Below are 22,482 nucleotides of genomic sequence, written 5' to 3'. Positions count from 1 at the left end.
AGGTCCTTTCCGAGTGGCCCCCCTGAAGTGGTAGGGGTCGAACCGCAGTAGCGCCTCCGCGTCCCGTCACGGACACCGACCGGTGTCCGTGACGGGCGTCGCGGGGTGGCCGCCGCACGAGGGCGAGGTTCCCCGGTGGCTCAGTCCGCAGGCGCCTCCCCGGCGGGCACCTCCTCCGGCGCCTCCCCGGCGGGCACCTCCTCCGGCGCCTCCCCGGCGGGCGCCCCCTCCGGCGCCTCCCCGAACCGCGCCAGCGCCAGCGCCCCCGCCACAGCCACCGCGAAGCCGAGGATCGCCAGCCACCCCAGCCCCTCGCGGGTGCGGTCGCCCAGCCAGACGACGCCCACCAGGGCGGGGCCGATCGTCTCGCCGATGACCATCCCGGCGGTGGCCGCCGTGACCGAGCCGCGTTGGAGGGCGGAGGTGAGGAGCAGGAAGGCGGCGGCGCCGCCGACCAGGAGGGCGTAGGCCGCCGGGTTGGTGAGGAGCGCGCCCGGCGACACGTCGTCGATGAGGCGGACCGTGACCTCCACGACGCCGAAGCCGCAGCCCGCGCCGAGGCCGAGGGCCAGGGCCCGGCCCCGGTCGGGGAGGCGTCCGGCGGCGGCGCCGAGGAGCAGGACGGCCACGGCCACCGCCAGCATCACGTACCGCAGCGCCGTCGGCCCGGTCTCGTCGCCCTCCGCGCCGGAGGCGAGGCCGAGCATCGCGAGCCCGGCGGACACCACCCCCACCGCGCCCCACTCCGTCCCGCTGAGCCGCACCCCCAGCAGCCGTGCCGCGACGACCGCCGTCACCGCGAGCGAGGCGGCCAGGGCGGCGCCGACCGCGTAGATGGGCAGGGAGCGGAGGGCGACGATCTGGAGGAGGAAGCCGAGGCCGTCCAGGGCGAGCCCGGCGACGTATCGCCATTGACGTACCGCGCGCAGGAGGAGGGCCGGGTCGACTCCGGAGCCCGTGCCGGGCGCGGTCGCGCGCGCGGCGACCGCCTGCAGCACCGACGCCGTACCGAAGCAGACCGCTGAACCGAGCGCGCAAATCATCCCAAGAGACACGAAAGGACAGTAGATCAGGGAGCCTCCCGCGCCCTGTCGGCGGGGCGCGCCGCGTGGTCATCTACCCTGCGTCGTCGGTACGTTTCGCAGGTACGTTTCGCATGCGCAACGGGATGTGTGCCGGGATGCGTCATGGGATGCGCGACGGAATGCGCAATGGGATACGCAACGGGGGAGTGGCAACAGGTATGGCGGATGGCATAGGCAAGCGGCGGCGCGTGCGGTCCAGCACGGTCGCCCTCGGCTCCATGGGCGTCCTCGCCGCCGCCCTCACGTCCTGCGGCTCCGAGCCGGACAAGCGGTGCGTCGATCGCGACAGCTACGACGTGGTGAACGGATATCGCGTGGTGAGCGATCGGTTGTGCGGGGCGAGTGCCGGCAGCGCTTACGGTGTCGGCGACGCCGACTGGTACTACGACGCCGACGTCCGTCGCGGTTACGCCGACGACGGCACCTTCAGCCGCAGCGAGGCCGTCGACCGGGACGGCTTCGGCTGCTCCGGCTCCGGCGGCGGCTGAGTGGCGCGGGGGTCGCGCCGTGGAACGCCGCACCATCACGCCCCGCCCCGGCTGGCAGGAGACGGTCGAGGAGCAGGGCCTCATCTATCCGCTGACCCGCCACCCCGACGGCGAACTGCGCCCGTACTGGGACGAGTCCGCGTACTACGTCTTCAGCCTGCCCGAGGTCGAGGCGCTGGAGGAGGTCGTGGAGGAACTGCACGCCATGTGCCTCGCGGCGGCCGATCACATGGTCCAGAAGGACCGCCTCGCCGACCTCGGCATCACCGATCCCCGCCTGGCGGCACTGGTCACCGAGGCCTGGCACCGCCGCGCCGAACTCCCGTCCCTCTACGGCAGGTTCGACCTCCGCTACGACGGCACGGGCGCCGCGAAGCTCCTGGAGTACAACGCGGACACCCCGACCTCCCTCGTGGAGGCGGCGAGCCCGCAGTGGTTCTGGATGGAGGAGCGCTTCCCGGGCGCCGACCAGTGGAACTCCCTGCACGAACGCCTCGTCGACGCCTGGAAGGCGCAGGCCCGCATGCTGCCGCCCGGCAGCCCGCTGTACTTCGCGCACTCGGCGGGCGACGAACTGGGTGAGGACCTGATGACGGTCGCATACCTGCGCGAGACCGCCGAGCAGGCGGGCCTCGCGACGGACGCCATCGCCATGGAGGACATCGGCTGGGACCGGCTCTCGCGCCGCTTCGTCGACAAGCGTCTGCGGTTCATCCGCTCCTGCTTCAAGCTGTATCCGTGGGAGTGGCTGACGACGGACCGCTTCGCGCCGTACGTCCTGGAGACCCTCGACAACGGTGGTGGTACGGGTACGACGCTGTGGATCGAGCCCGCCTGGAAGATGCTGCTGTCCAACAAGGCGCTGCTCGCTGTCCTCTGGGAGCTGTATCCCGGGCATCCGAACCTCCTCCCCGCCTATCTGGACGGGCCGCGTGAACTCGCCACGACGACGGGGTACGTGACGAAGCCCCTGCTGGGCCGGGAAGGCGCGGGCGTGACCGTCCGGCGGCCCGGTGCCGATGCCCCGGCCGACGCGCCCCAAGAGGCTTGCTGCTACCAGGAGTTGGCGCCGCTGCCCGACTTCGACGGCAACCGTGTGGTGCTCGGGGCGTGGGTGGTCGCGGACGAGGCGGCGGGGCTCGGGATCCGGGAGTCGGCGGGGCTGGTGACGGACGAGTACGCCCGGTTCCTGCCGCATGTGATCCTCTGACGCGCGGCGAGGGGCGGGTCAGGGACGCCTGGGCTGGGTGCCGGGGCGCAGTTCGACGCGGATGTCGTCGTCGTCCTTGATGACGTACGTCGGGTCGGTGCTCTTGTGCCAGTCGAGCGGCAGCAGGTAGTAGCGCTGGTCGCGTTCGATGAGCAGGCGCAGGCCGCTGTAGCGGTAGCGGTAGTGGGTGCCGCGGCCGAGGTCCTCCACGGCGGGGCCCGGCGGGGCGAAGCTGAGGCGGTCGGTGCTGAGGACGACCACGGCGACGCGGCGCACGAGTTGGCCGGCGTCGTGGGCCGCGTCGTGGCGGCCGCGGTCCCCGGCCAGCAGGGCCACCACCCAGATCAGGAAGAGGCCCGCGGCCAGGAGCGCTGCGGTGCGGCGCCACGCCGGTGGGGGCGTGGTGCCCGGCGGGGTTGCGGCGCGGGTCCGGCCGAGCAGCAGGCCCGTCGCCACGAGCAGCGGTGCCGACCAGGCGTACGGCTGGATCCAGCGCCACAGGAGCAGCAGCGCGGCTCCGGCGGCGACGATGCCGACGTGGGCCCGCGCCACCGCCTGCCCGGCGGTGCGCAGGCGGCGCACGTGGTGCGCGGGGACGTGGAGGGTGGTGAGGAGTCGGGGCAGGTACGGGAACAGGAGGGCCAGGACGAGGACTTCCAGGGCGGGCAGGGCGGCGAGGTTCAGGCTGCGGATGACCAGTTCGAAGGTGTCGAAGCCGACGGCGAAGCTGTCGAGGTGGAAGTAGCCGTAGTAGGCGTTGGTGTAGATGTAGCCCGCGTAGAGCATCAGGGCGCTGACGAATGAGGCCGCGCCGACGACGGAGTTGATGAGTTCCGTGGGGCTGCCGACGGCGGTGGGGGGTTCCGGCTCGGGACCCGGGGTGCGGGCGCGGCCTCGCCGGGCGGCCGGTCGTACGCGGGGCGCGCGCGGCACGTGCGGTGACCGCGGCACGCGGGGTGCCCGCGCCGTGCGGGGCGCCCGCCCCGTGCGGGGTGAACGCGGCACCCCGGCCTGGTCCGGCGCGGCGTCGGGGCCGCCCGCGCCGCCCCCCGGCGATTCCCCGCCCACCCCGCTCAGTTCTCCCCGGGCGCGGAACCGGCGCCCCCCGCCCCGGCCGTCGACTCCGGCGTACGCGTGCCGGACGGGGGCGGGGGCGGTGCCGTCTCCGGCCCGGACGGATCCGGTGTACGCGGGCACCGAGTCCCGTCCGCGTCCGACGCCGGGGACGAGGCGCACACCGGCGGGTGCGCTGGGGTCGACCCGCTGACACCCGGACCGGGCGCATTGATCGGCCCCGTGTCCGTCGGCGGCGGCTGCACCGGCGGCACCCCGGGATCACCGCCCTGCGACCCACCGCTGTCCTGCGCCCCCGGCGGCGCCTCGGGACCGGCGGCCGACCCGCTGGGCCCCACCCCCAGCGAACTCATGACCCCGGGCTCCGACGACCCACCCGGCCGCCCCGGCACCTTCCCGCCGGGCCCGTCGGAGCGACCGCACGCGGCGGTGCCGAGCCCCAGGGCCACGGCGATGACGGCCGCGGAGACGGCTGTGCCGACCGCGGCAACGTTCCCCTGGCGTACGCGCATCGTTCCCCCTCACACCGGAACGTCCTCACAGTGTGTGAGCGAAGGATGGCACCGGTCGTGGGGGGCTGCCCAGGTGCGGGACGCGAATTCACTCCTCGCGGTGCGCCCCGGTCCCGCCCCTTCCCGAGCCGGGACCCCGCCCCAGACCCCGCTCCTCAAACGCCGGAGGGGCTGAAATACAACAGCAGCACACATCCAGCCCGTCCGGCGATTGAGGACGAGGCGCGGAGCGCCGATCAGCGGGGCCCAGGGGGCGCGGCCCCCGGTTTCGGGAAAGGGGCGGGACCGGGGCGCTCCGCGTCGAACCGGCTCCTCGCCGTCTCGATCTCCGTCATGTACCGGTGCGTCCAGTCGCACATGGCGTCGATGGCGCGGAGCAGCGCCGTGCCCGCCTCGGTCAGGCGGTACTCGACGCGGGGCGGCACGGTGGGGTGGACGGTGCGGTGGACCACGCCGTCGCGTTCGAGGCCGCGCAGGGTCTGGGTGAGCATCTTGTGGCTGATGCCGTCGACGGCGGAGCGCAGTTCGGTGAAGCGCAGGGTGCGCTCGCCGAGGGAGCTGACGATCAGGATGGCCCATTTGTTGGCGAGGCCGATGAAGACCTCGCGGGCCAGCGCGTCGGTGCGCGCCACCTCCGCCGCGTCGGCGCCGCCCTCGATCTGCCGGGTGCTCACGGGGTTCTCCTCCCACCGGAACGTGCCGGAACGTGCCTGGGTGTCACCGCGAGCGTACGTCGAAGGGGGGCCGGGGCGGCGGGGCCGGGGCGCGCAGGGCACCATGGGCGGTCGCAATGATCAGAGCGCCGTGGCGGACACGGCGTGGAACCACGGGGAAACACATGAGCACTCTGCGCGGTATGCGGAACCACCGGTCTCTCGGTCTGGCGGCGGTGGGTGTGATCACCGCTCTGGCCGTGACCGCGTGCGGCCCGTCCGACTCGGACAAGGACGGGAAGTCCGGCGCGTCCAAGGCCGCCGACGAGGCGCCGAAGAACCTCAAGCTCGGGCAGGCGGGCCCGGTGCAGGAGATCACCAGCTACAAGAAGACCGGCAAGTTCTCGATCACGCCGACGAAGGTCGCGCTGGGCAAGCCCGAGGACCTCAAGGAGCTGGACGACCCGAAGAAGTACAAGGACAAGAAGATCGCCTGGATCTATGTGAAGGCCAAGCACGTCGGCGGCCCCGCCATCAAGGAGGCCAAGCCGATGAGCGACGTCGGCGCCGAGACGGACGCGGGCGCGCCCGCGACCCGGTTCATCCTCATCGGCACGCTCGCCAGCACCCCCAAGGACTGCAACCTCCTCAACGGCGCCAAGGAGCTGGGCAGCGACGACATCTGGAAGAAGGGCGAGGAGCGCACGGTGTGCGAGCCCTACCTGATCCCGGCGACCGCGAAGGTCAAGAACGTGACGTACTCGCAGGGCTTCTACAAGGAGCCGCTCAAGTGGGCCGTGCGGTAGCGGTAGTACCGGGCCGTGTGGTGGCTCCGCGCAGCAGCGGCGGGGTCGCGAGCAGGAGCAGGCCCGCGGCGGCGATGGCCGTGCGCGGGCCCGCGACCGTGGCGAGCAGCCCCCAGAGGGCGGTCAGGGTCGCGACCGTCGCCTTGCTGGTGACGGACCACGCCGACAGGGTGCGGGCGATCCGGTCGGGTGGGGTCCGTTCCAGGCGGTACGTGGCGTGGACCGGGTTGAACAGGCCCATGCAGGTGATCAGGCCGAACTCGACGGTCATGACGAGGGCGAGCCCGGTCGGGCCCGGGTGGACGAAGGCCAGGCCGAGGGGCCAGCACGCCCGCAGTGTCCCGACGGTGCGCAGGACCCGCTGTTCGCCGTAGCGCGCGACGACGACCCGGGAGAGGCGCGAGCCGACGAGGCCGCCGAGGCACGGCAGCGCGAACGCCAGGCCGTACTGCCAGGGGGCGAAGCCGAGCGGGCCGAGCATGAGGACGGCGAGCGGCGGGGCTGCCGCCATGATCAGCCCGCTGACCAGGACCGTGTTGAGGAACAGGGACCGCAGGGCCGGGTCGGTGAGGATGAACCGCCAGCCGTCGGCGAGGTCGCGGACGCGGACCCGGGGCGGCCCGCTCGCCGTGGCGGCGGGCCCTTGCGCGGGCGCCTGGGTGGTCGTGGGCCCGTCCGTGGCCGTATGCGGTGTCGTGGGCGCGGGCTGCGTCTCACCCCCGCCGATCGCCCTGATCCCCACCGCCGACAGCAGATAGCTCACCGCGTCCGCCGCCACCGTCACCACCGGCCCGAACATCCCCACCGCCGCTCCGCCGAGCGGCGGCCCGAGCGCGGTCGCCGTCCAGGACGTCGACTCCAGGCGCCCGTTGGCGGTGAGCAGGCCCTCCGGCGGTACGAGCCCCTTCAGGCAGGCGCCGGCCGCCGCGCTGAAGGCGATGTCGGAGGCCGAGACGACCACCGCCACCACCAGCAGGTGGGCGAAGGTGAGGTGGCCGAGGGCGTACGCGGCGGGCACGGTCAGGAGGGCCGCGCAGCGGGTCAGGTCCGTCGCGATCATCACGGGCCGTTTGCGCCGGTGCTCCACCCACGGCCCGAGCGGCACCGCCACCGCCGCGCCCACCGCGAGCCCGGCGGCGGAGAGGAGCGCCACCTGCCCCGTCCCTGCGTGCAGGACGAGCACCGCGATGAGCGCGAACGAGTCGAAGGCGAACCGGGTGCCGAAGGAGCTGATCGCGTACGCGGCCCACAGCCACCGGAACCCGCGCCCCAGCGAGCCCCGCTCGCGCACCACCTCTCCCGCCTCGACCACCCCGACCGTCCCCTTCGCCGCCGCCCCGACCGCCTCCGCTGTCCCGGCCTCCGCAGCCTCGACCGCCTCCGACCCAGCCCCGACCGCCTCCACCACCCGCATCAAAACCAGGCCCCCCACCCCGGGGCAAACAACCCCCCGCCCCCTCCGCACAACCCCTGGTTGTGTCCTTAGGGTGTCGCCGTGGATCTCAACGCCGTACGCACGTTCCTCGCCGCCGCCGAGTCGGGGCAGTTCCAGGAGGCCGCCGTCGACCTCGGGATCACGCAGCAGGCGGTGTCGAAGCGGGTGGCCGCGCTGGAGAGGGAGCTGGGGGTGCGGTTGTTCGACCGGATGCCTCGGGGTGCGCGGCTGACGATCGACGGGCAGGCGTTCCTGCCGCACGCGCGGGCGCTCGCGCTGGCCGAGGAGCGGGCGGCGGCCTCGGTGCGGCCCGGGAAGCGGGCGCTGCGCGTGGACGTGGTGGGGCGCCGGGTGGCGACGGCGGGTCTGGTGCGGGACTTCCACCGGGCGCACCCGGAGATCGACTTGGACATCGTGACGTTGTACGGCGTCGACGCGGCCGTGGCGGCGCTGCAGTCGGGCGAGATCGACGCGACGTTCCGGGCGGTGACCATGCCGGGGCGGCGGCTTCCGGACGGCATCGAGGCCATGCCCGTACTGGACGAGCCGATGCACCTGTTCACGGGCCCCGGGCACGAGTTCGCCGCCGAGAAGGCCATCGCTCCGGAGCGGCTGGCGGGGCACCGGATCTGGATGCCGGGCAACGCGGCGGGCACGGAGTGGGCGGCGTACTACGACGCGCTCGCGGCGACGTTCGGCTGTGTGATCGAGACGCTGGGCCGCCCGAACTTCGGCGTCGAGTACCTGCTGGACACGATCGCGGAGTCGACGACGCTGGCGACGTTCCTCAGCGAGCGGACGCCGCTGGTCTGGCCCGCCGGGCACGACCTGCGCCTGATCCCGCTGCGCGACCCGACGCCGGTCTACCCGCACTCGCTGCTCTGGTACGACACCAATCCGCACCCCGGCCTCGCGGTGCTCCGCGACCACCTCGCGGCGGCCGGGCTCGCCCACGACGGCACGGACACGTGGCGGCCGACGTGGGCGAGGTGAGGCGGGTGCCCGGGGCTCAGCCCAGGAAGCACGCCGAGACGTAGCCGACCACGCCGGTGCGCTTGTTCTGGACGAGTTGCCAGGCGACGGTGTGGCTGCCGTCCGGGCACTGGACGCGCGGTCCCGAGTCGGCCTGGTACCAGTACGCGCAGTCGCCCTGGTTGGCCCAGCCGACGTGGCTGCCGCCGGGTTTGTTGCGCATGTGGATGCTGGTGCCCTTGAAGTCGGTGTGGGGGCCGCCGATCTCGCAGGGGGCCTGGGCGGGGGCCGTGGCCGGGGCGGTGGGGGCGGCTGCGGCGGCGTGCCCGGTGGTGAACGGGGCCATCAGCAGTGCGGCGCCCGCCACGGCCAGGGCGGCCGTCCTCTTGGTTCGCTTCATCATGAACGCAACGGTTCCGAACGGGGGCGGGCCCGACAAGAAGGCGCGGCCCGTACCCACCTGTCCGTGGGAGTGATTCACCGCAGCGCGCGCCCCCACACAGCGCCCCTCACGCCGCGCCCGTGCGCTGCACTCCTAGCCGCGGCTGCCGCCCCGGTACTGCTCGGCGATCTCGTCCGAAGTCGTCACCCACACCCCCGGGTGGTTCACCACGTACTCCAGGGCCTGGTCCAGATACTTGGCGCGGAAGGCCTGGCCGATGACGAAGGGGTGCAGGGCGAGGGCCATCACCCGCCCGCTGTCCGCCGCCTCCGCGTCGGCGTGCAACTGGTCGAGCTGGTCCTTGACGATCTGCACGAAGTCGGGGCCGGTCATGCTGTGGCCGACGAAGAGGTTGATGTCGTTGAGTTCGACGGAGTAGGGGACGCCGAACATGCCGGGGACGTTCAGGTCGAAGGGCTGGTCGTCGTTCGTCCAGTCCAGGACGTAGTCGAGCCCGAGTTCCTTGATCAGTTGAGGAGTCCGGAAGGTCTCCGTGAGCGCGGGCCCCATCCAGCCGCGCGGCCGGGTCCCCGTCGTCCGCTCGATCGTCTCGACGACGTCCGTCAGGTACTTCCGCTCCTCGTCCTCCGTCATGTCGGCCTGGAAGATCGAGTTGTTCTTGCCGTGCGCGAGCCACGCCCAGTCGCGGTCGCGGCCCGCCTGGACGATCTGCGGATAGCGGTCGCCCACATCGGAGTTGAGCAGCACGCTGGCCCGGACCCGGTGCCGGTCGAGGGTCTCCAGGGTGCGCCAGAAGCCCACGCGCGGCCCGTAGTCCCGCCAGCCGTAGTTCAGCGGGTCCGGGGTGAGGTGCGCGGTGCCGGGGAACGTCGATGTCGACGGCTTGTCGACCTCGTAGTGCTCGATGTTGAGCCCGACGTAGAAGGCGACCTTCGCGCCGCCCGGCCACTGGATCGGCTCGCGCTCGACTATGGGGCTGTAGTCGTAGAGCTGGTTGTCCATCACACTCACCTCGGAACGCTCGCTGCGGGCGCCGGCAGCGGTCTGCTGTCAGCGGTCTGCCGTGGGCGGGAGGGGTGTCCCGCACACGGCAGACATCCTGAAACGTTCACACTGGTGTGAGGGTCAAACGGTCCCCGCCGACCTCTTCCCCACGAGCGTGCGCCCCCTCACTTCACTTCTACGGTGACCTTCCACGGCAGGATGACGGCGGGGCAGGCGTAGCCGGGGTCGGGGACGCAGCTGCGCCCCGCGTTGAGCGTGGCGGTACCGACGGCGTCCGCGCTCAGGTCGGCGCGGGCGTCGCCGTTCGGCAGGGTGCTGCCCGCGGTCTTGCGGAGCACGGCGGGGGTGTCGGTGTCGGGCTCGGCCCACTTCCAGGTGACGTGGCCCTCGCGGTACGCGGTGAGCTTGACCTCGACGGTGTCCCCGGTGGCCACGGTCACGGTCCGGCCGTTGTCCAGGTTCGTCAGGACGGCCTTCCGGGCCGCCGCCCGTGCCTCGGCCTGGGCGGTGGCCGGGACGGCGGTGACGGCGAACGCGGCGAGGGCAAGCCCGGCGGCCAGCGGGACGGCAAGGTACGTGGACGACTTCATGGTCTCTTTCCCCAGGGGTGTGCGTGCTGATTCGGACCCGTGGGCGCAGGCAGGACGGCCCGCACCCAGAGATGAGAATCGGCCGCGCACAGGCCGCACTTGCGGCTTTGCCCGACAAACACCCTGATTGGGTGAGCTGGGGGCATTACGTCACGGAGTGACCGCCGAGCGTCCCGCGCGCAGTGCCGCCCGCACCGTGGGCGCACCCCGGGCCGCCGCGCCCGCCCCGGCCCACCCGGCGCCCGCGCCCGTCCGGCCCGCATCCGCCCGGTCCCTGCGGCACTCCCCGCACCGGTCCTCCCCGGCCACGGGCCGGAACAGGGTCGGCCGCCCGTGCGGGCCCGCGCACTCCCGCAGGGCGGCGACCTGCGGCTGCGCCGGGCGTGCCGGGGCGGGGTCCCTGAGCAGGGAGCGGACCAGGCCGCCCGGCTTGTGGATCACCTGGTGCCTGCCGGGGAGGCCCCGCCGGATCTCGTCCCGTACGTCGTCGGGGCTGTGGCCCAGCGCCAGCCACCGCCCCGCCAGCTCGGTGAGCTGGGCCAGCATCCCGCGCGGCACGCGCAGGCGTGGGTCCAGGTCCGGCAGGCCCCGGACGATCAGGTCCGCCTGCGGCAACTCCCCGTTCGCCGGAGGAGGTTGGGGGATGTTCTCCAGGGGTGTTGCATCTGGATGACGACCGACGGCCCGGCCCGTCGGCTGGCCGACCACCCGATCCGGGCTACTCGGAGCGGAGCCCCGTAAGACAGCCGCCTGCTCCGCGTCCAGCGGTACGTTCGAGACGAGCTGGCAGGTCGCCCACCGGCCCCGTTCGCGCTGCTCGCGCCATTCGTGGAGGTAGCCCTCGGCCTTCAACTGCGCCTTGGCCCGGTTGAATCCGGTCCGCCCGATGCCTGCGCTGCGCGCGGTGGCGGAGAGGGGTTCGTGCGCCCCGTCGGGGAGGGAAAGCTGCCAGGTCAGGAGCCGGACTGCGTCCGAGCTGAGCCGAGGATGGCGAAGGATCTCGTTCGGCACCTGAGTGAAGAAACGGGCAGGCGCGATAGCATGGCGAAGCATTTTCGGTGCTCCTTCGAAGCACTGGAAGTGAAGGCCCTCGCCGCTGGCTGCAACCAGCACGGGGGCCGTTTAGTTGTGGTTACGGTACATCAAGTCGCGTGTACGGAACGTCACTTCGCGGTGCGGCGTATGAACTCCGCCCAGGCGGAGGGTGCGAGGGTGAGGCGGGGGCCGTCGGGGTTCTTGGAGTCGCGGACGAGGACGGCTTCGAGGGTGGCGGCCACCTCGACGCACTCAGGCTCGTCGGCGGTGCTGTGGCTGCTCTTGCGCCAAGCCACTTCGACGCACTCGGGGCCGTCGGCGGTGCTGTAGCTGCTCTTGACCCACTCCGGTGTCATGCCTTTCCTCGCAATTTCTCGATGAACTCCAGTGACTCCCGGGGGCCGAGAGCCTGCGCCCGGATCATGCCATAGCGCATGTCGAGGACCTGAAGCTCGCGTGGGTCGGTGATCACTCGGCTGATGAGCTGAACGGCCAGGTGCCCGATGGTGGTTCCGCTCCTGAGCTTGAACAGGGACAGCGGCCCGCCAAGCCCGGCGTTCTCCTCGCGGTCCAGCGGTAGGACCTGGATGGTCACGTTCCGCAACTGCCCTACCTCCAACAGGTGTTCGAGCTGCCTGCGCATCACCAGTCTGCCCCCGTTGGCGCGGCGCAATGTCGACTCGCACTGCACGAAGCCGAAAACAGGCAGTCCTGACGTGTTGTCGACGATGGCCTGCCGCGACATGCGACCGGCTACGCGGCGCTCCACTTCCTCCTCCGGAAAGGGGGGTTGCCGGTTCCGGACCTCGGCCTCCGCGTACTCCTCCGTCTGCAACAGCCCATGGATCACCGAGTTGTTGTACGTGCACAGCTCAAGCGCTTGCGCCTCAAGCTTCGCCAGGTCCCGCACCTTCTTCGGGTACCGGACCTTCTCCGCGTCGGGCTTCAGGCCCTTGAGGTGGCCGCTCGCGTTCAGGACCTCGTCGGCGCGGTCCAGGAACTCCGGCCTGGGGATCCGCGCCCCGCGTTCGACCTTGTGGATCAGGTTCTCCCCGTACCCCATCAGGTCACCGAACTGCACCGCGCGCAGCCCGGCGGCCTCGCGCCAGAACTTGATCTGGCGTCCGATGAGCTCGGCGACCGCGCTGGACTCGTCGTCGGAGCCGACCTCCCAACCGACCTCGTCCATGCCCTCGTTGCCGTCCAAGGCCACCTCCCGGTGGGGTCACGGGTACGTTCGGTACGCGTGGGGACATCCCAGGACAGCCACCGTACGTACAGGAATCGTCACTGTTCAGGCTAGGCGTCAGCCGCCACGCTGAGTTACGTGAACCCAGAAATCACCCGAACCGTGCGTTCCGCGCGGCCAGTGCACCGCTTCCGCGCTCAATTGCCCGCCACGTGGCGCGGGGCCCGCAGGGCAAGGTTGCTCGCTACGGAGCAACTGCAAGCGTGGGGACTCCCGTTCGAGGCGGCGGCCCAGATCCTCGCCGAGCTGGCGACGAACGCGGCGGTGTACGGGCGCGTACCCGCACGGGACTTCCGGATCGAGCTGACGGCGACGGAAGGCGGCGTGCTGCGGATCGAGGTGTCGGACACGCGTGGGGACCGGCTGCCCGTCGTGCGGGAGCCGGATGGCGAGGACGAGTCGGGGCGGGGGCTGGTGATCGTGGAGGCGCTGGCGGACCGGTGGGGCGTGGAGCTCGGGCCGGAGCCGTTGAAGACGGTGTGGGCGGAGATCGACGGCCAGGTGTCTTGTCGGGACTGACCCTGGTCGGGTCAGGCCTGGTACTCGGTGAGGTCGATCGCGTGAACGGTCAGCGGGACGCCGAGCGTGGGGTGGTCCGTCTTGCGCTCCGGTGCCATGCCGAGCTTGCGGGCCACGTTCTCCGAGGCCGTGTCGCCGGTGCGGAGGACGGCTACGACGCGGTCGAGGCCGCGGTCCTGGAGTGCGAACTCCAGCGTCGCGTGGGCGGCCTCGGACGCGTAGCCCTGGCCCCAGAACTGGGAGCCGAGCCGCCAGCCGATCGCCACGTCGGGCACGACGTCCGGGGAGAACTCCGCCAGGGACAGGCCCGTGAAGCCGATGAGCTCGCCCGAGCCGAGGAGTTCGACGGCGAAGAGCCCGAAGCCCTCCTCGTCCCACTCCTCCTCCCACCGCTCGACCTCCTCGGCGGTGGTGTCCGCGTCGATGACGGAGCCGTCGTCGACCCACCGCACGACCCGGGGGTCGGCGTTGATCTCCGCCATGAACGGGACGTCGTCCTCGTGCCAGCGACGGAGGAGGAGGCGGGGGGTGTGGATCTCGGTCATACGGGCCATCCTGCCGAAGGCAGGGGCCCCGGCGTCAATCCGTGACCCGCGAGCCCTGCGAACCCCCGCCCCTCCATGGAGTCACCCGTCACGATAGAACGCTCGTTTTAGCCGCATCGCGCACGCGGGACGTCTACGACGAGGTGCAGGTCGCCTCCGCGGTCACCTTCTGGGGCGTGCCCGTCGTGTTCTCGGCGGTGATCTGCCATCCGGTGCCGTCGGGGAGCGGGCGGGAGTCGCCGATGAAGGCCTGGCCGCTGGGGAAGGAGCCGCCGCCGCTGGTCACTTGGCCGGGGCCGCACCGGGCGGTCGCGACGCCCTCGGCGCCGGGCTGGACGGTGATCTGCTGGCCGATCCGGGTCTCATGGAAGGCCGTCGAGCACAGGGCGACCGCGTTGAAGCTCTGCGTCATGTCCGTGTCGTTGAACAGCACGGCGTTGTAGTTCCCGCCCGAGACGGAGAACCGCATGCCGATGACCTGGAGGCTCGACGCCTCCCACCCGCCGCCGGTGGGTGACTGGCCCTCGGGGCAGCGGACGTTGCTGATGCCGCTCTGCGAGTGGGCGGGCACCGTCAGGGGATTGGCGGCGGACACACGCGTGTGGGACTGGGGGGTGCAGACGACGAAGGCCGAACCTCGCCGCTCCGCGCCCGACTTGTTGGTGAACCTGACCTCCCACGTGTTGTTGCGGGGCGTCGAGCCGGACATGAAGAGGCCCTTGCCGGACCTGATGCCTCCGCCCCCGCTCGGCTGGCGGCCGGCCGGGCACGACGCGATGACCGTCGTGGACACGCCTGCCGGGATGACCAGCTCGGGGCTCTGGTGCCCCGAGTGGTCCATGGGGGCCGCGGCCCTGGGCTGCGCGGGTGCGGGCACGCCGCTCGCCCCCGCGCCGGTGGCCTCGGTCGCTCCTGCCGCGAGGGTCAGGGCGGCGACCGCCGCCATCACGGGAATCCTGATCCGCTTCACTTCGTCCTCCGATTGCCGGTGCTTCTGCACAGCAGGCATGCCCGATGCACCCGAAAAATCCAGGAAAGTCACTCCTCTGGGGTGAAATGGCTGGGCCAGGCGGCGGCCCGGGCTCAGGGTGACGCCTCATAGCGGGTGGCCACGGCGGCGGCGCGCTCGCGCAGGGAGGTGCGCAGCCACGCCGGGGCCAGCGCTTCCGCGCTGGTGGCGAGCTGCCACAGGGCCCATACGGCGTGCCGGGCGTCCTGGAAGGTGGCTTCGAGCCGCAACTTCCCGTCCGCGTCGGTCTCTTCGGCGTGGACGGCCAGCGCGGTGCCGACCAGGTCCTCCCGGCGCGCCGGGTCCATCCGTACGAGGACGGTGACCTGGTCGTCGCCGCCGGTACGGAACCGGGTGCCGCGCTCCTGCCAGGCGCGCTCCAGGTCGATGCGGTCGGCACGCTCGGCGGGCTCGGGAAGCTCCTCGGCGGCGCGGACGCGGGACAGCCGGTAGGTGCGGTCCTCGCCGGACCTCGTGGCCAGCAGGTAGCCCTGGTCGCGGACGGTGACGAGGCCGATCGGGTCGACGGTGCGCCAGCGGGGCGGCTGGTCCGTGGCCGCGTAATGGATGCGCAGCTTGTGCCCGGCGAGCACCGCGCGGCGGACCTCGGCCATGACGGCGTCGGGCACCTCGTCGGCGGTCACGCGGCGCGAGAGGAGGTCGGTCTCCGGGTCGACGAGCAGGCGCTCGGCGACGTCGGCGGCGGTGTCCCGATGGCTCTCGGGCAGTGCGTCGACGACCTTGAGCATGGCGGCGGCGAGGGCCGAGCCGAGGCCGAAGACCTGCGCGCCCCGCCGGGACCCGGCGACCAGGAGGGCCAGCGCCTCGTCGTGATTCAGCCCCGTCAGCTCCGTCTGGAACCCGGGAAGCAGGGCGAAGCCGCCGTGCCGCCCGCGCTCCGCGTAGACGGGGACGCCCGCTGCGGACAGCGCCTCGATGTCCCGCAGGACGGTGCGCGTCGACACCTCCAGCTCGCGGGCCAGCGTCGCGGCGGAGAGCCGACCGCGCTGGCGCAGCAGCAGCACCAGGGAAACCAGCCGGTCGGCGCGCATGCGGGGACCCTAACGGATCACGCGACGGATCACGCGACGGATCACGCGACGGAATACGTGACCAAGGGTGTCGTGATTGCCTTGGCAGGCTCATCAGCACGAGGTCGAGCACCGAGCGAATCGGTCAGGCACCGACGTATCGAACGCAGTCAATCGAACGCATCGAACGCAACCAATGGAGCTGATGAGGCGATGGAGCGAACCGCGATCAACCCGGTGACGTGGTCGGCGGACATGGGATTCAACCAAGGGGAGGTCGTCTCCGGACACACCCGGACCCTGTACATCTCGGGCCAGACCGCGATGAGCGCCGACGGCAAGCCCCAGCACGACGGCGACATGGCGGCACAACTGGAGCTGACCCTCGACAACTTGGAGGCCGTGCTCGCCGAGGCCGACATGACCCTCGCGAACCTCGTCCGCCTCAACGTCTACACGACCGACGTCGACCTGCTCTTCCAGTACTACGGCGTACTGGCGGCGCGCCTCGGCGCCGCCAGGGTGGCGCCGACCACGACGATGCTCGGCGTGACGCGACTGGCGATCCCCACGCTGCTCGTCGAACTGGAGGGGACCGCCGTCGCGTGAGCCTCAGGCCCGGCGGCCGTGGAAGATGCCCCAGCGCAGGCGGTGGGCGCTGGTGGCGTCGACCCACAGGGGGAGGTTGGCGAGCAGGCCGTCGACGTACGCGGGGCTGATGGCGGCACGCAGGTCGGCCTCGCGGGCGCGGGTGTCGGCGGTCAGACGGACGTAGTGCCGGGCGATCTGGGGGGTGTGGTCGTCGAAGTCGACCGGGTCCAGGCCCAGTTCGGCGAGGGCGTCCCGGTAGAACGTGGGGGTGGCGAGGGCGTCCACGCCGAGGCGTGCCACCACCGGGCGCAGGGCCTCGGCGGGGGTGTCCTCGGCGGCCATGATGTCGGTGAACGCGAGGGCGCCGCCGGGCTTGAGGACACGCGCGGCCTCGCTGAGGACGCGGGATCGGTCACCGCTGTGGCAGAACGCCTCCAGCGAGCAGACGGCGTCGAAGTGCCCGTCCCCGTACGGCACTTCGTGGAACGACCCCGTCACCACCTCGATCAGCCCGTCCAGGCCCCGCTTGGCGTTCGCCGCGCGGTGGCGCTCGTTCTGGGCGTCGCTGAGGTTGAGGGCGACGACGTCGCAGCCGAAGCGGTCGGCGAGGTAGCGGGCGGTGCCGCCATAGCCGGACCCCAGGTCGAGGACGGTCCGGCCGGGGGAGAGGCGGTCCGCGAGCCGGTCGGCGAGGCGCTCGACGGTACGCCGGGAGGCGTCGGCGACAGGCTCCGCCTCGTCGGCGTAGATCCCGGTGTGGATGTCCTCGCCGCCCCAGACGATGTCGTAGAAGCGGTCGACGTCGGTGGATTCGTAGTAGGTGCGGGTGGCGTCTTCGTTGCCGGCCAGGGTGGTCGTGCCGGTCTCGTCGGTCTCGTCGGTCTTGTTCTCGGTCATGTGTGCTGTCCCCTTGCTCCTCGCCGTGCCGCTGCTGCGGCGGCGGCTCAAGCGTGGGCGTCGGCTCGGGAAACGATCAAGAGGGCCAAGTCGGCCTTCGCCCACCGTGCTGCCACCCGAGGGCCCACCGGGGGCGGCTCCCGGCCGAACCGGACGCGAGGCGTAAAGCCGAACCGGACGCGAGGCGTAAAGCAGTGGCGGGCCCGTCCCCCGCGCACGACCATGGGGCGCATGAGCGACCAACCCGCGCGATGGACCGAGGCGACCGTCTACCCCGACATGTGGGTGGACCCGGACAACGACCCGCGTGACAGCGACGGCCCCAGCCCGGACGGGGAGCTGCCGACGCTCCTCGACTTCCTGTCGGGCTACCGCATGACCCTGCGCATGAAGTGCGAGGGCCTGGACCCCGAGCAACTGGCCCGCCGCTCGGTCCCGCCCTCGACGATGTCCCTCCTCGGCCTGGTCCGCCACCTCGCCGAGGTCGAACGGGACTGGCGCGGCTGGATCGAGGGCGAGCCCCTGCCGAAGCTGTACGGCAAGAAGGACGCGGACTTCGAGGGCGCCGTCGCCGACCAGGCCGTGGTCGACGCCGCGTACGCCGACCTGGAGCGCGAACAGGCCGCGACGGACGCAGCCCTTGCCGCGCGCCCGGACCTGGGGGAGCGCCTGAAGAACGGCTCCTCGGTCCGTGAGCTGATGGTGCACCGGATCGAGGAGTACGCACGCCACTGCGGGCACGCGGACCTGCTGCGCGAGTGCGTGGACGGCAGGGTGGGGCAGTAACCAGCGGGGTGGGGCAGTGACTAGCCGAACTGCACGCTGTGCGGGAGCGGCCCGGTGAAGGTCGCGGCCTGCCCGGGGCGCAGAACGATCCGGACCTCCTCGCAGCCATGGTCGTGGTACACCGTGGCCTTGGTGTCCGTCTGGTTCGAGGCGGTCTCCGCGCCCCCCTGGGCGAGCAGACGGCACTCTCCGTTGGCCGGGTTGTTCATCTCCAGGTCGCCCGCCTGGGCCGAGCGGTAGGAGAACGTGCCGTTGGCGGCGTACGCGGTGCTGGCGGGCAGGGCGGCGAAGAGGGCGAGGGCGGCGCCGAGGGCCAGCGCCGCGCGGGCGGCCTTCGGGGTGTGCGTGGTCGTCATGAACGTCAACGGTTCCTGACGGGGGCGGGTGGCGACAGGGAGTACGGGGGCGTGTCCCGCCGGTGCCGTGCCTCGCGCGCCTCCACTGTGCGCGGGCGATCTCTTCTGCTCCTTCGCGGGTGGTCCCTCGTGCGGGTGAGTCCTGGCATATGCGGACATGGGGGCGGGAAGCCACAGCCCCGTTGCCCGCGCCATCCCGCACCAACCCGCACCCGTCCCGTACGAAAGGACCGCGCGTATGCGCTTCCGTACCGCCCTGGCCGCCGCCTCCGGTGCCCTCGCCCTGATCGTCACCCTGCCGACGTCCGCCGCCGCGGCCGAGGGGCAGTTCCAGTACACGTACAGCGGTCTCGACGGCCGCCCCCAAATCGCCGTCATCGACAACCCGGAGAGCGACGTCTGCGTCACGCTGCCGGAGGTGGCCGACCCGGACTCCAGCTCGCCCGCCCACTCGCCGCGCAACCGGACGGACGAGTACGCCCTGGTCTTCACGGGGCCGGACTGCGACGGCGACTGGTTCGCCCTCAAGCCGCACACCGGGTACGGAAGCGAACGCCTCAAGGTCCGTTCGGTCCTTTTCGTCGGATAGCCGAACAGCCGTAGCCGAACAGCCGTCCCAGGCACCCTCATGAACGACGGGAGGGCCGCCGCGCGGACTCGCGCAGGCGGCCCTCCCGGCCCTGCTGACCACCGGGCCCCGCACGGAACCGTCGGTCCTCTCACGGAAGCGCCGGTCCCCTCACGGGAGCAGCTCGTCGAGCGCCCCGTCCGGCGTCTTGAACGCCCCCTCGCCCACGCTCAGCGACTCGTACACGTACCGGACCGCCACCGTCCTCCGGCACCAGAGGAGGCCGCCGGGCAGCCCTTCGTCCCCGGGCGCCAGGGGTGAGGCGGGCCCCGGGGGGACGCGGGCCCCGGGGTGAGGCGGGGGCCTGCCCGAGCCCCCACCCGCCGACCCGCGCCAGGGCTAGCCGAGCACCGCCCGCAGCTGGTCGAGCCCCCAGTCCAGGTCCTCCTTGCTGATCACCAGCGGCGGCGCGATCCGGATCGTCGAGCCATGGGTGTCCTTCACCAGGACCCCGAGGTCCATCAGCTTCTCGGAGATCTCCCTGCCCGTGCCCTGCGCCGGGTCGATGTCGACGCCCGCCCACAGACCGCGCCCGCGCACCTGTGTGACCTTGCCGGAGCCCACGAGCAGCCGCAGCTCGGCGTGCAGATGCTCGCCCAGCTCCGTGGCCCGCTGCTGGAACTCGCCGGTGTTCAGCATCGCGACGACCTCCAGGGCCACCGCGCACGCCAGCGGATTCCCGCCGAACGTCGACCCGTGCTCACCCGGCCGGAACACCCCGAGCACGTCCGCGTCCGCCACCACCGCCGACACCGGCACCACCCCGCCGCCGAGCGCCTTGCCGAGCACGTACACGTCCGGCACCACGCGCTCGTGCTCGCACGCGAACGTCCGGCCCGTCCTGCCGAGCCCCGACTGGATCTCGTCCGCGATGAACAGGATGTTGTAGTCGCTGGTCAGCTCCCTGACCCCGGGGAGATAGCCGGGCGGCGGCACAAGTACCCCCGCCTCGCCCTGGATCGGCTCGATCAGGACCGCCACCGTGTCGTCCGTGACCGCCTCGCGCAGCGCGTCCAGATCGCCGTACGGCACGATGTCGAAGCCCGGCGTGTACGGGCCGTAGTCCGCGCGGGCCTCCGGGTCCGTGGAGAAGCTGACGATCGTCGTCGTACGGCCGTGGAAGTTGTCGCTCGCCACCACGATCCTGGCCCGGCCGTCCGGCACCCCCTTGACCCGGTACCCCCACTTCCGGGCCGTCTTCACCGCCGTCTCCACGGCCTCCGCGCCCGTGTTCATCGGCAGCACCATGTCCTTGCCGCACAGCTCGGCCAGGCGCGCGCAGAACTCCGCGAACCGGTCGTGGTGGAACGCCCGCGACGTCAGCGTCACGCGCTCCAACTGCTCCTTGGCCGCCTCGATCAGACGGCGGTTGCCGTGCCCGAAGTTCAGCGCCGAGTACCCGGCGAGCATGTCCAGATAGCGACGGCCCTCCACGTCCGTCATCCACGCGCCCTCCGCCGACGCGACCACGAGGGGCAGCGGGTGGTAGTTGTGCGCACTGTGCGCTTCGGCCGAGGCGATGAGGTCTTCCGTAGCAGTCACGGGGGGCTCCGTTTCTCGCGTGCGCACGTCGTTGTGCGCTTTCTTCCGGCTGTTCACGGCGCGGTGCGCGTTCTTCCGGTACAGGGCGGGCATGTGGCCCAATTCCTATCGTCGCTCGCATCCTCGACCAAGGGCACGGCCGAAGGACCACGACACGTTGGAGCGCCCGATAGGCTGGTTTTTCACAGCACGGCGACTGGCGCACAGGGAGACGCCCCTGAGGGAGCCGTGCGAGGCAACACCTTCGAGGTGCCGCCCTTCCCCAAGCTCTCGGCTCCGCTGGAGCAGGGGAGACCCCATCGGCACCCCGGGACCACGACCGGACACTCTCACCGCTCGCCCCGGAGGACGCCATGACGACATCCCCTGCCCACCAGCACCCCGCCCTCGCCGCCACCGACCCCGAACTCGCCGCCCTCGTCACCGCCGAGGAACGCCTCCAGGCCGACACCCTCCGCCTGATCCCCAGCGAGAACTACGTCTCCACCGCCGTCCTCGAAGCCTCCGGCACCGTCCTGCAGAACAAGTACAGCGAGGGCTACCCGGGCCGCCGCTACTACGAGGGCCAGCAGAACATCGACCAGGTCGAGCGCCTCGCCGTCACCCGCGCCAAGGCCCTCTTCGGCACCGACCACGCCAACGTCCAGCCCTACTCCGGCTCCCCGGCCAACCTCGCCGTCTACCTCGCCTTCGCCGAGCCCGGCGACACCGTCATGGGCATGGCCCTGCCGATGGGCGGCCACCTCACCCACGGCTGGGGCGTCTCCGCCACCGGCAAGTGGTTCCGCGGCGTGCAGTACGCCGTGCGGCAGGACACCGGCCTCGTCGACTTCGACGCCGTCCGCGAACTCGCCCTGAAGGAACGGCCCAAGCTGATCTTCTGCGGCGGCACCGCCCTGCCCCGAACCATCGACTTCGCCGCCTTCGCCGAGATCGCCCGCGAGTCCGGCGCCGTCCTCGTCGCCGACATCGCCCACATCGCCGGACTCGTCGCCGGCGGCGCCCACCCCTCACCCGTGCCGCACGCCGACGTGATCTCCACGACCACCCACAAGACCCTGCGCGGGCCCCGCGGCGCCATGCTCCTGGCCCGGGAGGAACACGCCAAGGCCATCGACAAGGCCGTCTTCCCCGGCCTCCAGGGCGGCCCCCACAACCAGACCACCGCCGCCATCGCCGTCGCCCTCCACGAAGCCGCCCGACCCTCCTTCCGCACCTACGCCCACGCCGTCGTCGCCAACGCCAAGGCCCTCGCCGACGCCCTCCTCGCCCGCGGCTTCGACCTCGTCTCCGGCGGCACCGACAACCACCTCGTCCTGATGGACCTCACCCCCAAGGACGTCCCCGGCAAGGTCGCCGCGAAGGCCCTCGACCGCGCCGGGATCGTCGTCAACCACAACACCGTCCCCTACGACCCCAGGAAGCCGTTCGACCCCTCCGGCATCCGCATCGGCACCCCTTCCCTGACGTCACGCGGCCTCGGCACCGAGCACATGGCCACCGTCGCCGACTGGATCGACCGCGGTGTCGGCGCCGCCGGCTCCGGCGACGAGGACGCCCTCCTGAAGATCCGCGGCGAGGTCGCCGAGCTGATGGCCGCCTTCCCGGCCCCGGGCCTGCCCACGGCCTGACCGGTCCGGCACGGATCGCTCAGAGGCGGCGGCTCAGAGGCGGGGCGGGCTCAGGGCTCGGACCGCTCGGGGCGTGGACCACTCAGGGCGCGGGACAGCTCAGGGCGCGGGACAGCTCAGGCGTCGAGCAGTTCCCGGCGCGGGGGCTCGTCCCCGCGGTCGCGGCGGCGGAGGCGGCGCATCACGGCGGCTCCCGCCCCCCCCCCCCGCCGCCGCGCTCGGTATCGCCCAGTGCCAGCCCGAGCAGTCCCCGGCGTCGGAGTCCCCGCTGCCGGAGGCCCCGCCGCCTCCGCCGTCCGCGTCCGGGGCCGCCGCCCGCGCGGGTGCCGGGCTCTCCGGCCCCGGCGCCGCCGCCTCGATGGGGCGGATTCCCGCGCGGTCGCGCTCCGACAGCCTGCCCATCAGGCCCAGGTCCTTCAGGAGGGAACGC

At 72.3% G+C, this 22,482-nt stretch carries 25 protein-coding genes; 9 read left to right on the top strand and 16 right to left on the bottom strand.

The window, feature by feature from the left end; translation table 11 throughout:
* Positions 1–140: 140 nt before the first annotated feature.
* Positions 141–1,043: a DMT family protein gene (locus ACZ6BG_RS11980; RefSeq protein ID WP_469000249.1), complete on the bottom strand. Its 903-nt coding sequence runs from the start codon at positions 1,041–1,043 to the stop codon at positions 141–143.
* 200 nt (positions 1,044–1,243) lie between these two features.
* Between ACZ6BG_RS11980 and ACZ6BG_RS11975 the strand changes: the two genes are divergently transcribed.
* Positions 1,244–1,573, top strand: a complete 330-nt coding sequence (locus ACZ6BG_RS11975; RefSeq protein WP_468999759.1) for a hypothetical protein — start codon at positions 1,244–1,246, stop codon at positions 1,571–1,573.
* 19 nt (positions 1,574–1,592) lie between these two features.
* Positions 1,593–2,783: a glutathionylspermidine synthase family protein gene (locus ACZ6BG_RS11970; RefSeq protein WP_468999758.1), complete on the top strand. Its 1,191-nt coding sequence runs from the start codon at positions 1,593–1,595 to the stop codon at positions 2,781–2,783.
* Positions 2,784–2,801: 18 nt separating this feature from the next.
* On the opposite strand, the gene ACZ6BG_RS11965 is transcribed toward ACZ6BG_RS11970, so the two are convergent.
* Together ACZ6BG_RS11965 and ACZ6BG_RS11960 are read right to left on the bottom strand one after the other, a co-directional pair.
* Entirely contained in the window at positions 2,802–3,980 is a 1,179-nt protein-coding gene (locus ACZ6BG_RS11965) for a hypothetical protein (protein WP_468999757.1), read from the bottom strand.
* A gap of 625 nt (positions 3,981–4,605) precedes the next feature.
* Positions 4,606–5,043, bottom strand: a complete 438-nt coding sequence (locus ACZ6BG_RS11960; protein ID WP_468999756.1) for a winged helix-turn-helix transcriptional regulator — start codon at positions 5,041–5,043, stop codon at positions 4,606–4,608.
* A gap of 164 nt (positions 5,044–5,207) precedes the next feature.
* Here ACZ6BG_RS11960 and ACZ6BG_RS11955 point away from each other — a divergent pair, with 164 nt between their 5' ends.
* Positions 5,208–5,828 carry a hypothetical protein gene (locus tag ACZ6BG_RS11955; protein WP_468999755.1) on the top strand — a complete coding sequence of 207 codons (621 nt, stop codon included), beginning with the start codon at positions 5,208–5,210 and terminating at the stop codon, positions 5,826–5,828.
* Here ACZ6BG_RS11955 and ACZ6BG_RS11950 read toward each other — a convergent pair.
* Complete coding sequence (locus ACZ6BG_RS11950) at positions 5,809–7,119, bottom strand: MFS transporter (RefSeq protein ID WP_469000247.1); 1,311 nt, start codon at positions 7,117–7,119, stop codon at positions 5,809–5,811. The two genes, ACZ6BG_RS11955 and ACZ6BG_RS11950, sit on opposite strands and share 20 nt — an antisense overlap.
* 204 nt (positions 7,120–7,323) lie before the next feature.
* Here ACZ6BG_RS11950 and ACZ6BG_RS11945 point away from each other — a divergent pair, with 204 nt between their 5' ends.
* On the top strand, positions 7,324–8,256 hold the full coding sequence (locus ACZ6BG_RS11945) for a LysR family transcriptional regulator (RefSeq protein WP_468999754.1): 933 nt from the start codon (positions 7,324–7,326) through the stop codon (positions 8,254–8,256).
* Between the two features lie 16 nt (positions 8,257–8,272).
* Here ACZ6BG_RS11945 and ACZ6BG_RS11940 read toward each other — a convergent pair whose 3' ends face one another.
* From ACZ6BG_RS11940 to ACZ6BG_RS11915, 6 genes are all read right to left on the bottom strand, one after another.
* Positions 8,273–8,638: a hypothetical protein gene (locus ACZ6BG_RS11940; protein ID WP_468999753.1), complete on the bottom strand. Its 366-nt coding sequence runs from the start codon at positions 8,636–8,638 to the stop codon at positions 8,273–8,275.
* A 132-nt stretch (positions 8,639–8,770) separates the two neighbouring features.
* On the bottom strand, positions 8,771–9,640 hold the full coding sequence (locus tag ACZ6BG_RS11935; protein WP_468999752.1) for a polysaccharide deacetylase family protein: 870 nt from the start codon (positions 9,638–9,640) through the stop codon (positions 8,771–8,773).
* Positions 9,641–9,807: 167 nt separating this feature from the next.
* Complete coding sequence (locus tag ACZ6BG_RS11930; protein WP_468450917.1) at positions 9,808–10,233, bottom strand: hypothetical protein; 426 nt, start codon at positions 10,231–10,233, stop codon at positions 9,808–9,810.
* A gap of 150 nt (positions 10,234–10,383) precedes the next feature.
* Entirely contained in the window at positions 10,384–11,244 is an 861-nt protein-coding gene (locus tag ACZ6BG_RS11925; protein WP_468999751.1) for a hypothetical protein, read from the bottom strand.
* Positions 11,245–11,396: 152 nt separating this feature from the next.
* The gene (locus tag ACZ6BG_RS11920) at positions 11,397–11,624 is read right to left on the bottom strand and encodes a DUF397 domain-containing protein (protein ID WP_468999750.1); all 228 of its coding nucleotides are present in this window, start codon (positions 11,622–11,624) and stop codon (positions 11,397–11,399) included.
* A complete protein-coding gene (locus tag ACZ6BG_RS11915; protein ID WP_469000245.1) occupies positions 11,621–12,457 on the bottom strand; it encodes a helix-turn-helix domain-containing protein in 837 nt (278 codons plus the stop codon). Before ACZ6BG_RS11915 ends, ACZ6BG_RS11920 begins: the two co-directional genes overlap by 4 nt.
* A 138-nt stretch (positions 12,458–12,595) precedes the next feature.
* Between ACZ6BG_RS11915 and ACZ6BG_RS11910 the strand changes: the two genes are divergently transcribed.
* The gene (locus tag ACZ6BG_RS11910; RefSeq protein ID WP_468450925.1) at positions 12,596–13,036 is read left to right on the top strand and encodes an ATP-binding protein; all 441 of its coding nucleotides are present in this window, start codon (positions 12,596–12,598) and stop codon (positions 13,034–13,036) included.
* An 11-nt stretch (positions 13,037–13,047) separates the two neighbouring features.
* On the opposite strand, the gene ACZ6BG_RS11905 is transcribed toward ACZ6BG_RS11910, so the two are convergent.
* The 3 genes from ACZ6BG_RS11905 to ACZ6BG_RS11895 form a co-directional block, all read right to left on the bottom strand.
* Complete coding sequence (locus ACZ6BG_RS11905; protein WP_468999748.1) at positions 13,048–13,581, bottom strand: GNAT family N-acetyltransferase; 534 nt, start codon at positions 13,579–13,581, stop codon at positions 13,048–13,050.
* Between the two features lie 133 nt (positions 13,582–13,714).
* Complete coding sequence (locus ACZ6BG_RS11900; protein ID WP_468450929.1) at positions 13,715–14,590, bottom strand: hypothetical protein; 876 nt, start codon at positions 14,588–14,590, stop codon at positions 13,715–13,717.
* Positions 14,591–14,664: 74 nt separating this feature from the next.
* Entirely contained in the window at positions 14,665–15,642 is a 978-nt protein-coding gene (locus ACZ6BG_RS11895) for a helix-turn-helix transcriptional regulator (protein WP_468999747.1), read from the bottom strand.
* 192 nt (positions 15,643–15,834) lie between these two features.
* Between ACZ6BG_RS11895 and ACZ6BG_RS11890 the strand changes: the two genes are divergently transcribed.
* Positions 15,835–16,230: a RidA family protein gene (locus ACZ6BG_RS11890; protein ID WP_468999746.1), complete on the top strand. Its 396-nt coding sequence runs from the start codon at positions 15,835–15,837 to the stop codon at positions 16,228–16,230.
* A gap of 3 nt (positions 16,231–16,233) precedes the next feature.
* Here the strand turns inward: ACZ6BG_RS11890 and ACZ6BG_RS11885 are convergent, their stop codons facing one another.
* Positions 16,234–17,109: an SAM-dependent methyltransferase gene (locus ACZ6BG_RS11885; RefSeq protein ID WP_468999745.1), complete on the bottom strand. Its 876-nt coding sequence runs from the start codon at positions 17,107–17,109 to the stop codon at positions 16,234–16,236.
* Positions 17,110–17,331: 222 nt separating this feature from the next.
* On the opposite strand from ACZ6BG_RS11885, the gene ACZ6BG_RS11880 reads away from it, so the two are divergent.
* Positions 17,332–17,895 (top strand): DinB family protein, encoded by a 564-nt coding sequence (locus tag ACZ6BG_RS11880; protein ID WP_468999743.1) that lies wholly within the window; start codon positions 17,332–17,334, stop codon positions 17,893–17,895.
* A gap of 20 nt (positions 17,896–17,915) precedes the next feature.
* Here ACZ6BG_RS11880 and ACZ6BG_RS11875 read toward each other — a convergent pair whose 3' ends face one another.
* On the bottom strand, positions 17,916–18,251 hold the full coding sequence (locus tag ACZ6BG_RS11875; protein WP_468999742.1) for a hypothetical protein: 336 nt from the start codon (positions 18,249–18,251) through the stop codon (positions 17,916–17,918).
* Positions 18,252–18,489: 238 nt separating this feature from the next.
* Between ACZ6BG_RS11875 and ACZ6BG_RS11870 the strand changes: the two genes are divergently transcribed.
* Positions 18,490–18,840, top strand: coding sequence for a hypothetical protein (locus ACZ6BG_RS11870; RefSeq protein WP_468999741.1), 351 nt, complete (start codon positions 18,490–18,492; stop codon positions 18,838–18,840).
* A 378-nt stretch (positions 18,841–19,218) separates the two neighbouring features.
* Here ACZ6BG_RS11870 and rocD read toward each other — a convergent pair whose 3' ends face one another.
* Positions 19,219–20,421, bottom strand: coding sequence for an ornithine--oxo-acid transaminase (rocD, locus tag ACZ6BG_RS11865; RefSeq protein ID WP_468999740.1), 1,203 nt, complete (start codon positions 20,419–20,421; stop codon positions 19,219–19,221).
* Between the two features lie 353 nt (positions 20,422–20,774).
* Between rocD and ACZ6BG_RS11860 the strand changes: the two genes are divergently transcribed.
* Complete coding sequence (locus ACZ6BG_RS11860; RefSeq protein ID WP_468999739.1) at positions 20,775–22,052, top strand: serine hydroxymethyltransferase; 1,278 nt, start codon at positions 20,775–20,777, stop codon at positions 22,050–22,052.
* Positions 22,053–22,482 lie beyond the last annotated feature (430 nt).

Source organism: Streptomyces sp. NPDC041205 (assembly GCF_055591765.1).
The sequence above is the reverse complement of the archived record's forward strand: the minus strand, read 5'-3'. Positions and strand labels throughout refer to the sequence as shown.

Excerpts from the sequence above, each read along its gene's own strand:
- ACZ6BG_RS11895 (WP_468999747.1), bottom strand. The coding sequence starts at position 15,642 with ATGCGCGCCGACCGGCTGGTTTCCCTGGTGCTGCTGCTGCGCCAGCGC.
- ACZ6BG_RS11930 (WP_468450917.1), bottom strand. The coding sequence starts at position 10,233 with ATGAAGTCGTCCACGTACCTTGCCGTCCCGCTGGCCGCCGGGCTTGCC.
- ACZ6BG_RS11875 (WP_468999742.1), bottom strand. The coding sequence starts at position 18,251 with ATGACGACCACGCACACCCCGAAGGCCGCCCGCGCGGCGCTGGCCCTC.
- ACZ6BG_RS11905 (WP_468999748.1), bottom strand. The coding sequence starts at position 13,581 with ATGACCGAGATCCACACCCCCCGCCTCCTCCTCCGTCGCTGGCACGAG.
- ACZ6BG_RS11920 (WP_468999750.1), bottom strand. The coding sequence starts at position 11,624 with ATGACACCGGAGTGGGTCAAGAGCAGCTACAGCACCGCCGACGGCCCC.
- ACZ6BG_RS11885 (WP_468999745.1), bottom strand. The coding sequence starts at position 17,109 with ATGACCGAGAACAAGACCGACGAGACCGACGAGACCGGCACGACCACC.
- ACZ6BG_RS11880 (WP_468999743.1), top strand. The coding sequence starts at position 17,332 with ATGGGGCGCATGAGCGACCAACCCGCGCGATGGACCGAGGCGACCGTC.
- ACZ6BG_RS11980 (WP_469000249.1), bottom strand. The coding sequence starts at position 1,043 with ATGATTTGCGCGCTCGGTTCAGCGGTCTGCTTCGGTACGGCGTCGGTG.
- ACZ6BG_RS11860 (WP_468999739.1), top strand. The coding sequence starts at position 20,775 with ATGACGACATCCCCTGCCCACCAGCACCCCGCCCTCGCCGCCACCGAC.
- ACZ6BG_RS11870 (WP_468999741.1), top strand. The coding sequence starts at position 18,490 with ATGCGCTTCCGTACCGCCCTGGCCGCCGCCTCCGGTGCCCTCGCCCTG.
- ACZ6BG_RS11900 (WP_468450929.1), bottom strand. The coding sequence starts at position 14,590 with ATGCCTGCTGTGCAGAAGCACCGGCAATCGGAGGACGAAGTGAAGCGG.
- ACZ6BG_RS11955 (WP_468999755.1), top strand. The coding sequence starts at position 5,208 with ATGAGCACTCTGCGCGGTATGCGGAACCACCGGTCTCTCGGTCTGGCG.
- ACZ6BG_RS11940 (WP_468999753.1), bottom strand. The coding sequence starts at position 8,638 with ATGATGAAGCGAACCAAGAGGACGGCCGCCCTGGCCGTGGCGGGCGCC.
- ACZ6BG_RS11890 (WP_468999746.1), top strand. The coding sequence starts at position 15,835 with ATGGAGCGAACCGCGATCAACCCGGTGACGTGGTCGGCGGACATGGGA.
- ACZ6BG_RS11935 (WP_468999752.1), bottom strand. The coding sequence starts at position 9,640 with ATGGACAACCAGCTCTACGACTACAGCCCCATAGTCGAGCGCGAGCCG.
- ACZ6BG_RS11915 (WP_469000245.1), bottom strand. The coding sequence starts at position 12,457 with ATGGACGAGGTCGGTTGGGAGGTCGGCTCCGACGACGAGTCCAGCGCG.
- ACZ6BG_RS11975 (WP_468999759.1), top strand. The coding sequence starts at position 1,244 with ATGGCGGATGGCATAGGCAAGCGGCGGCGCGTGCGGTCCAGCACGGTC.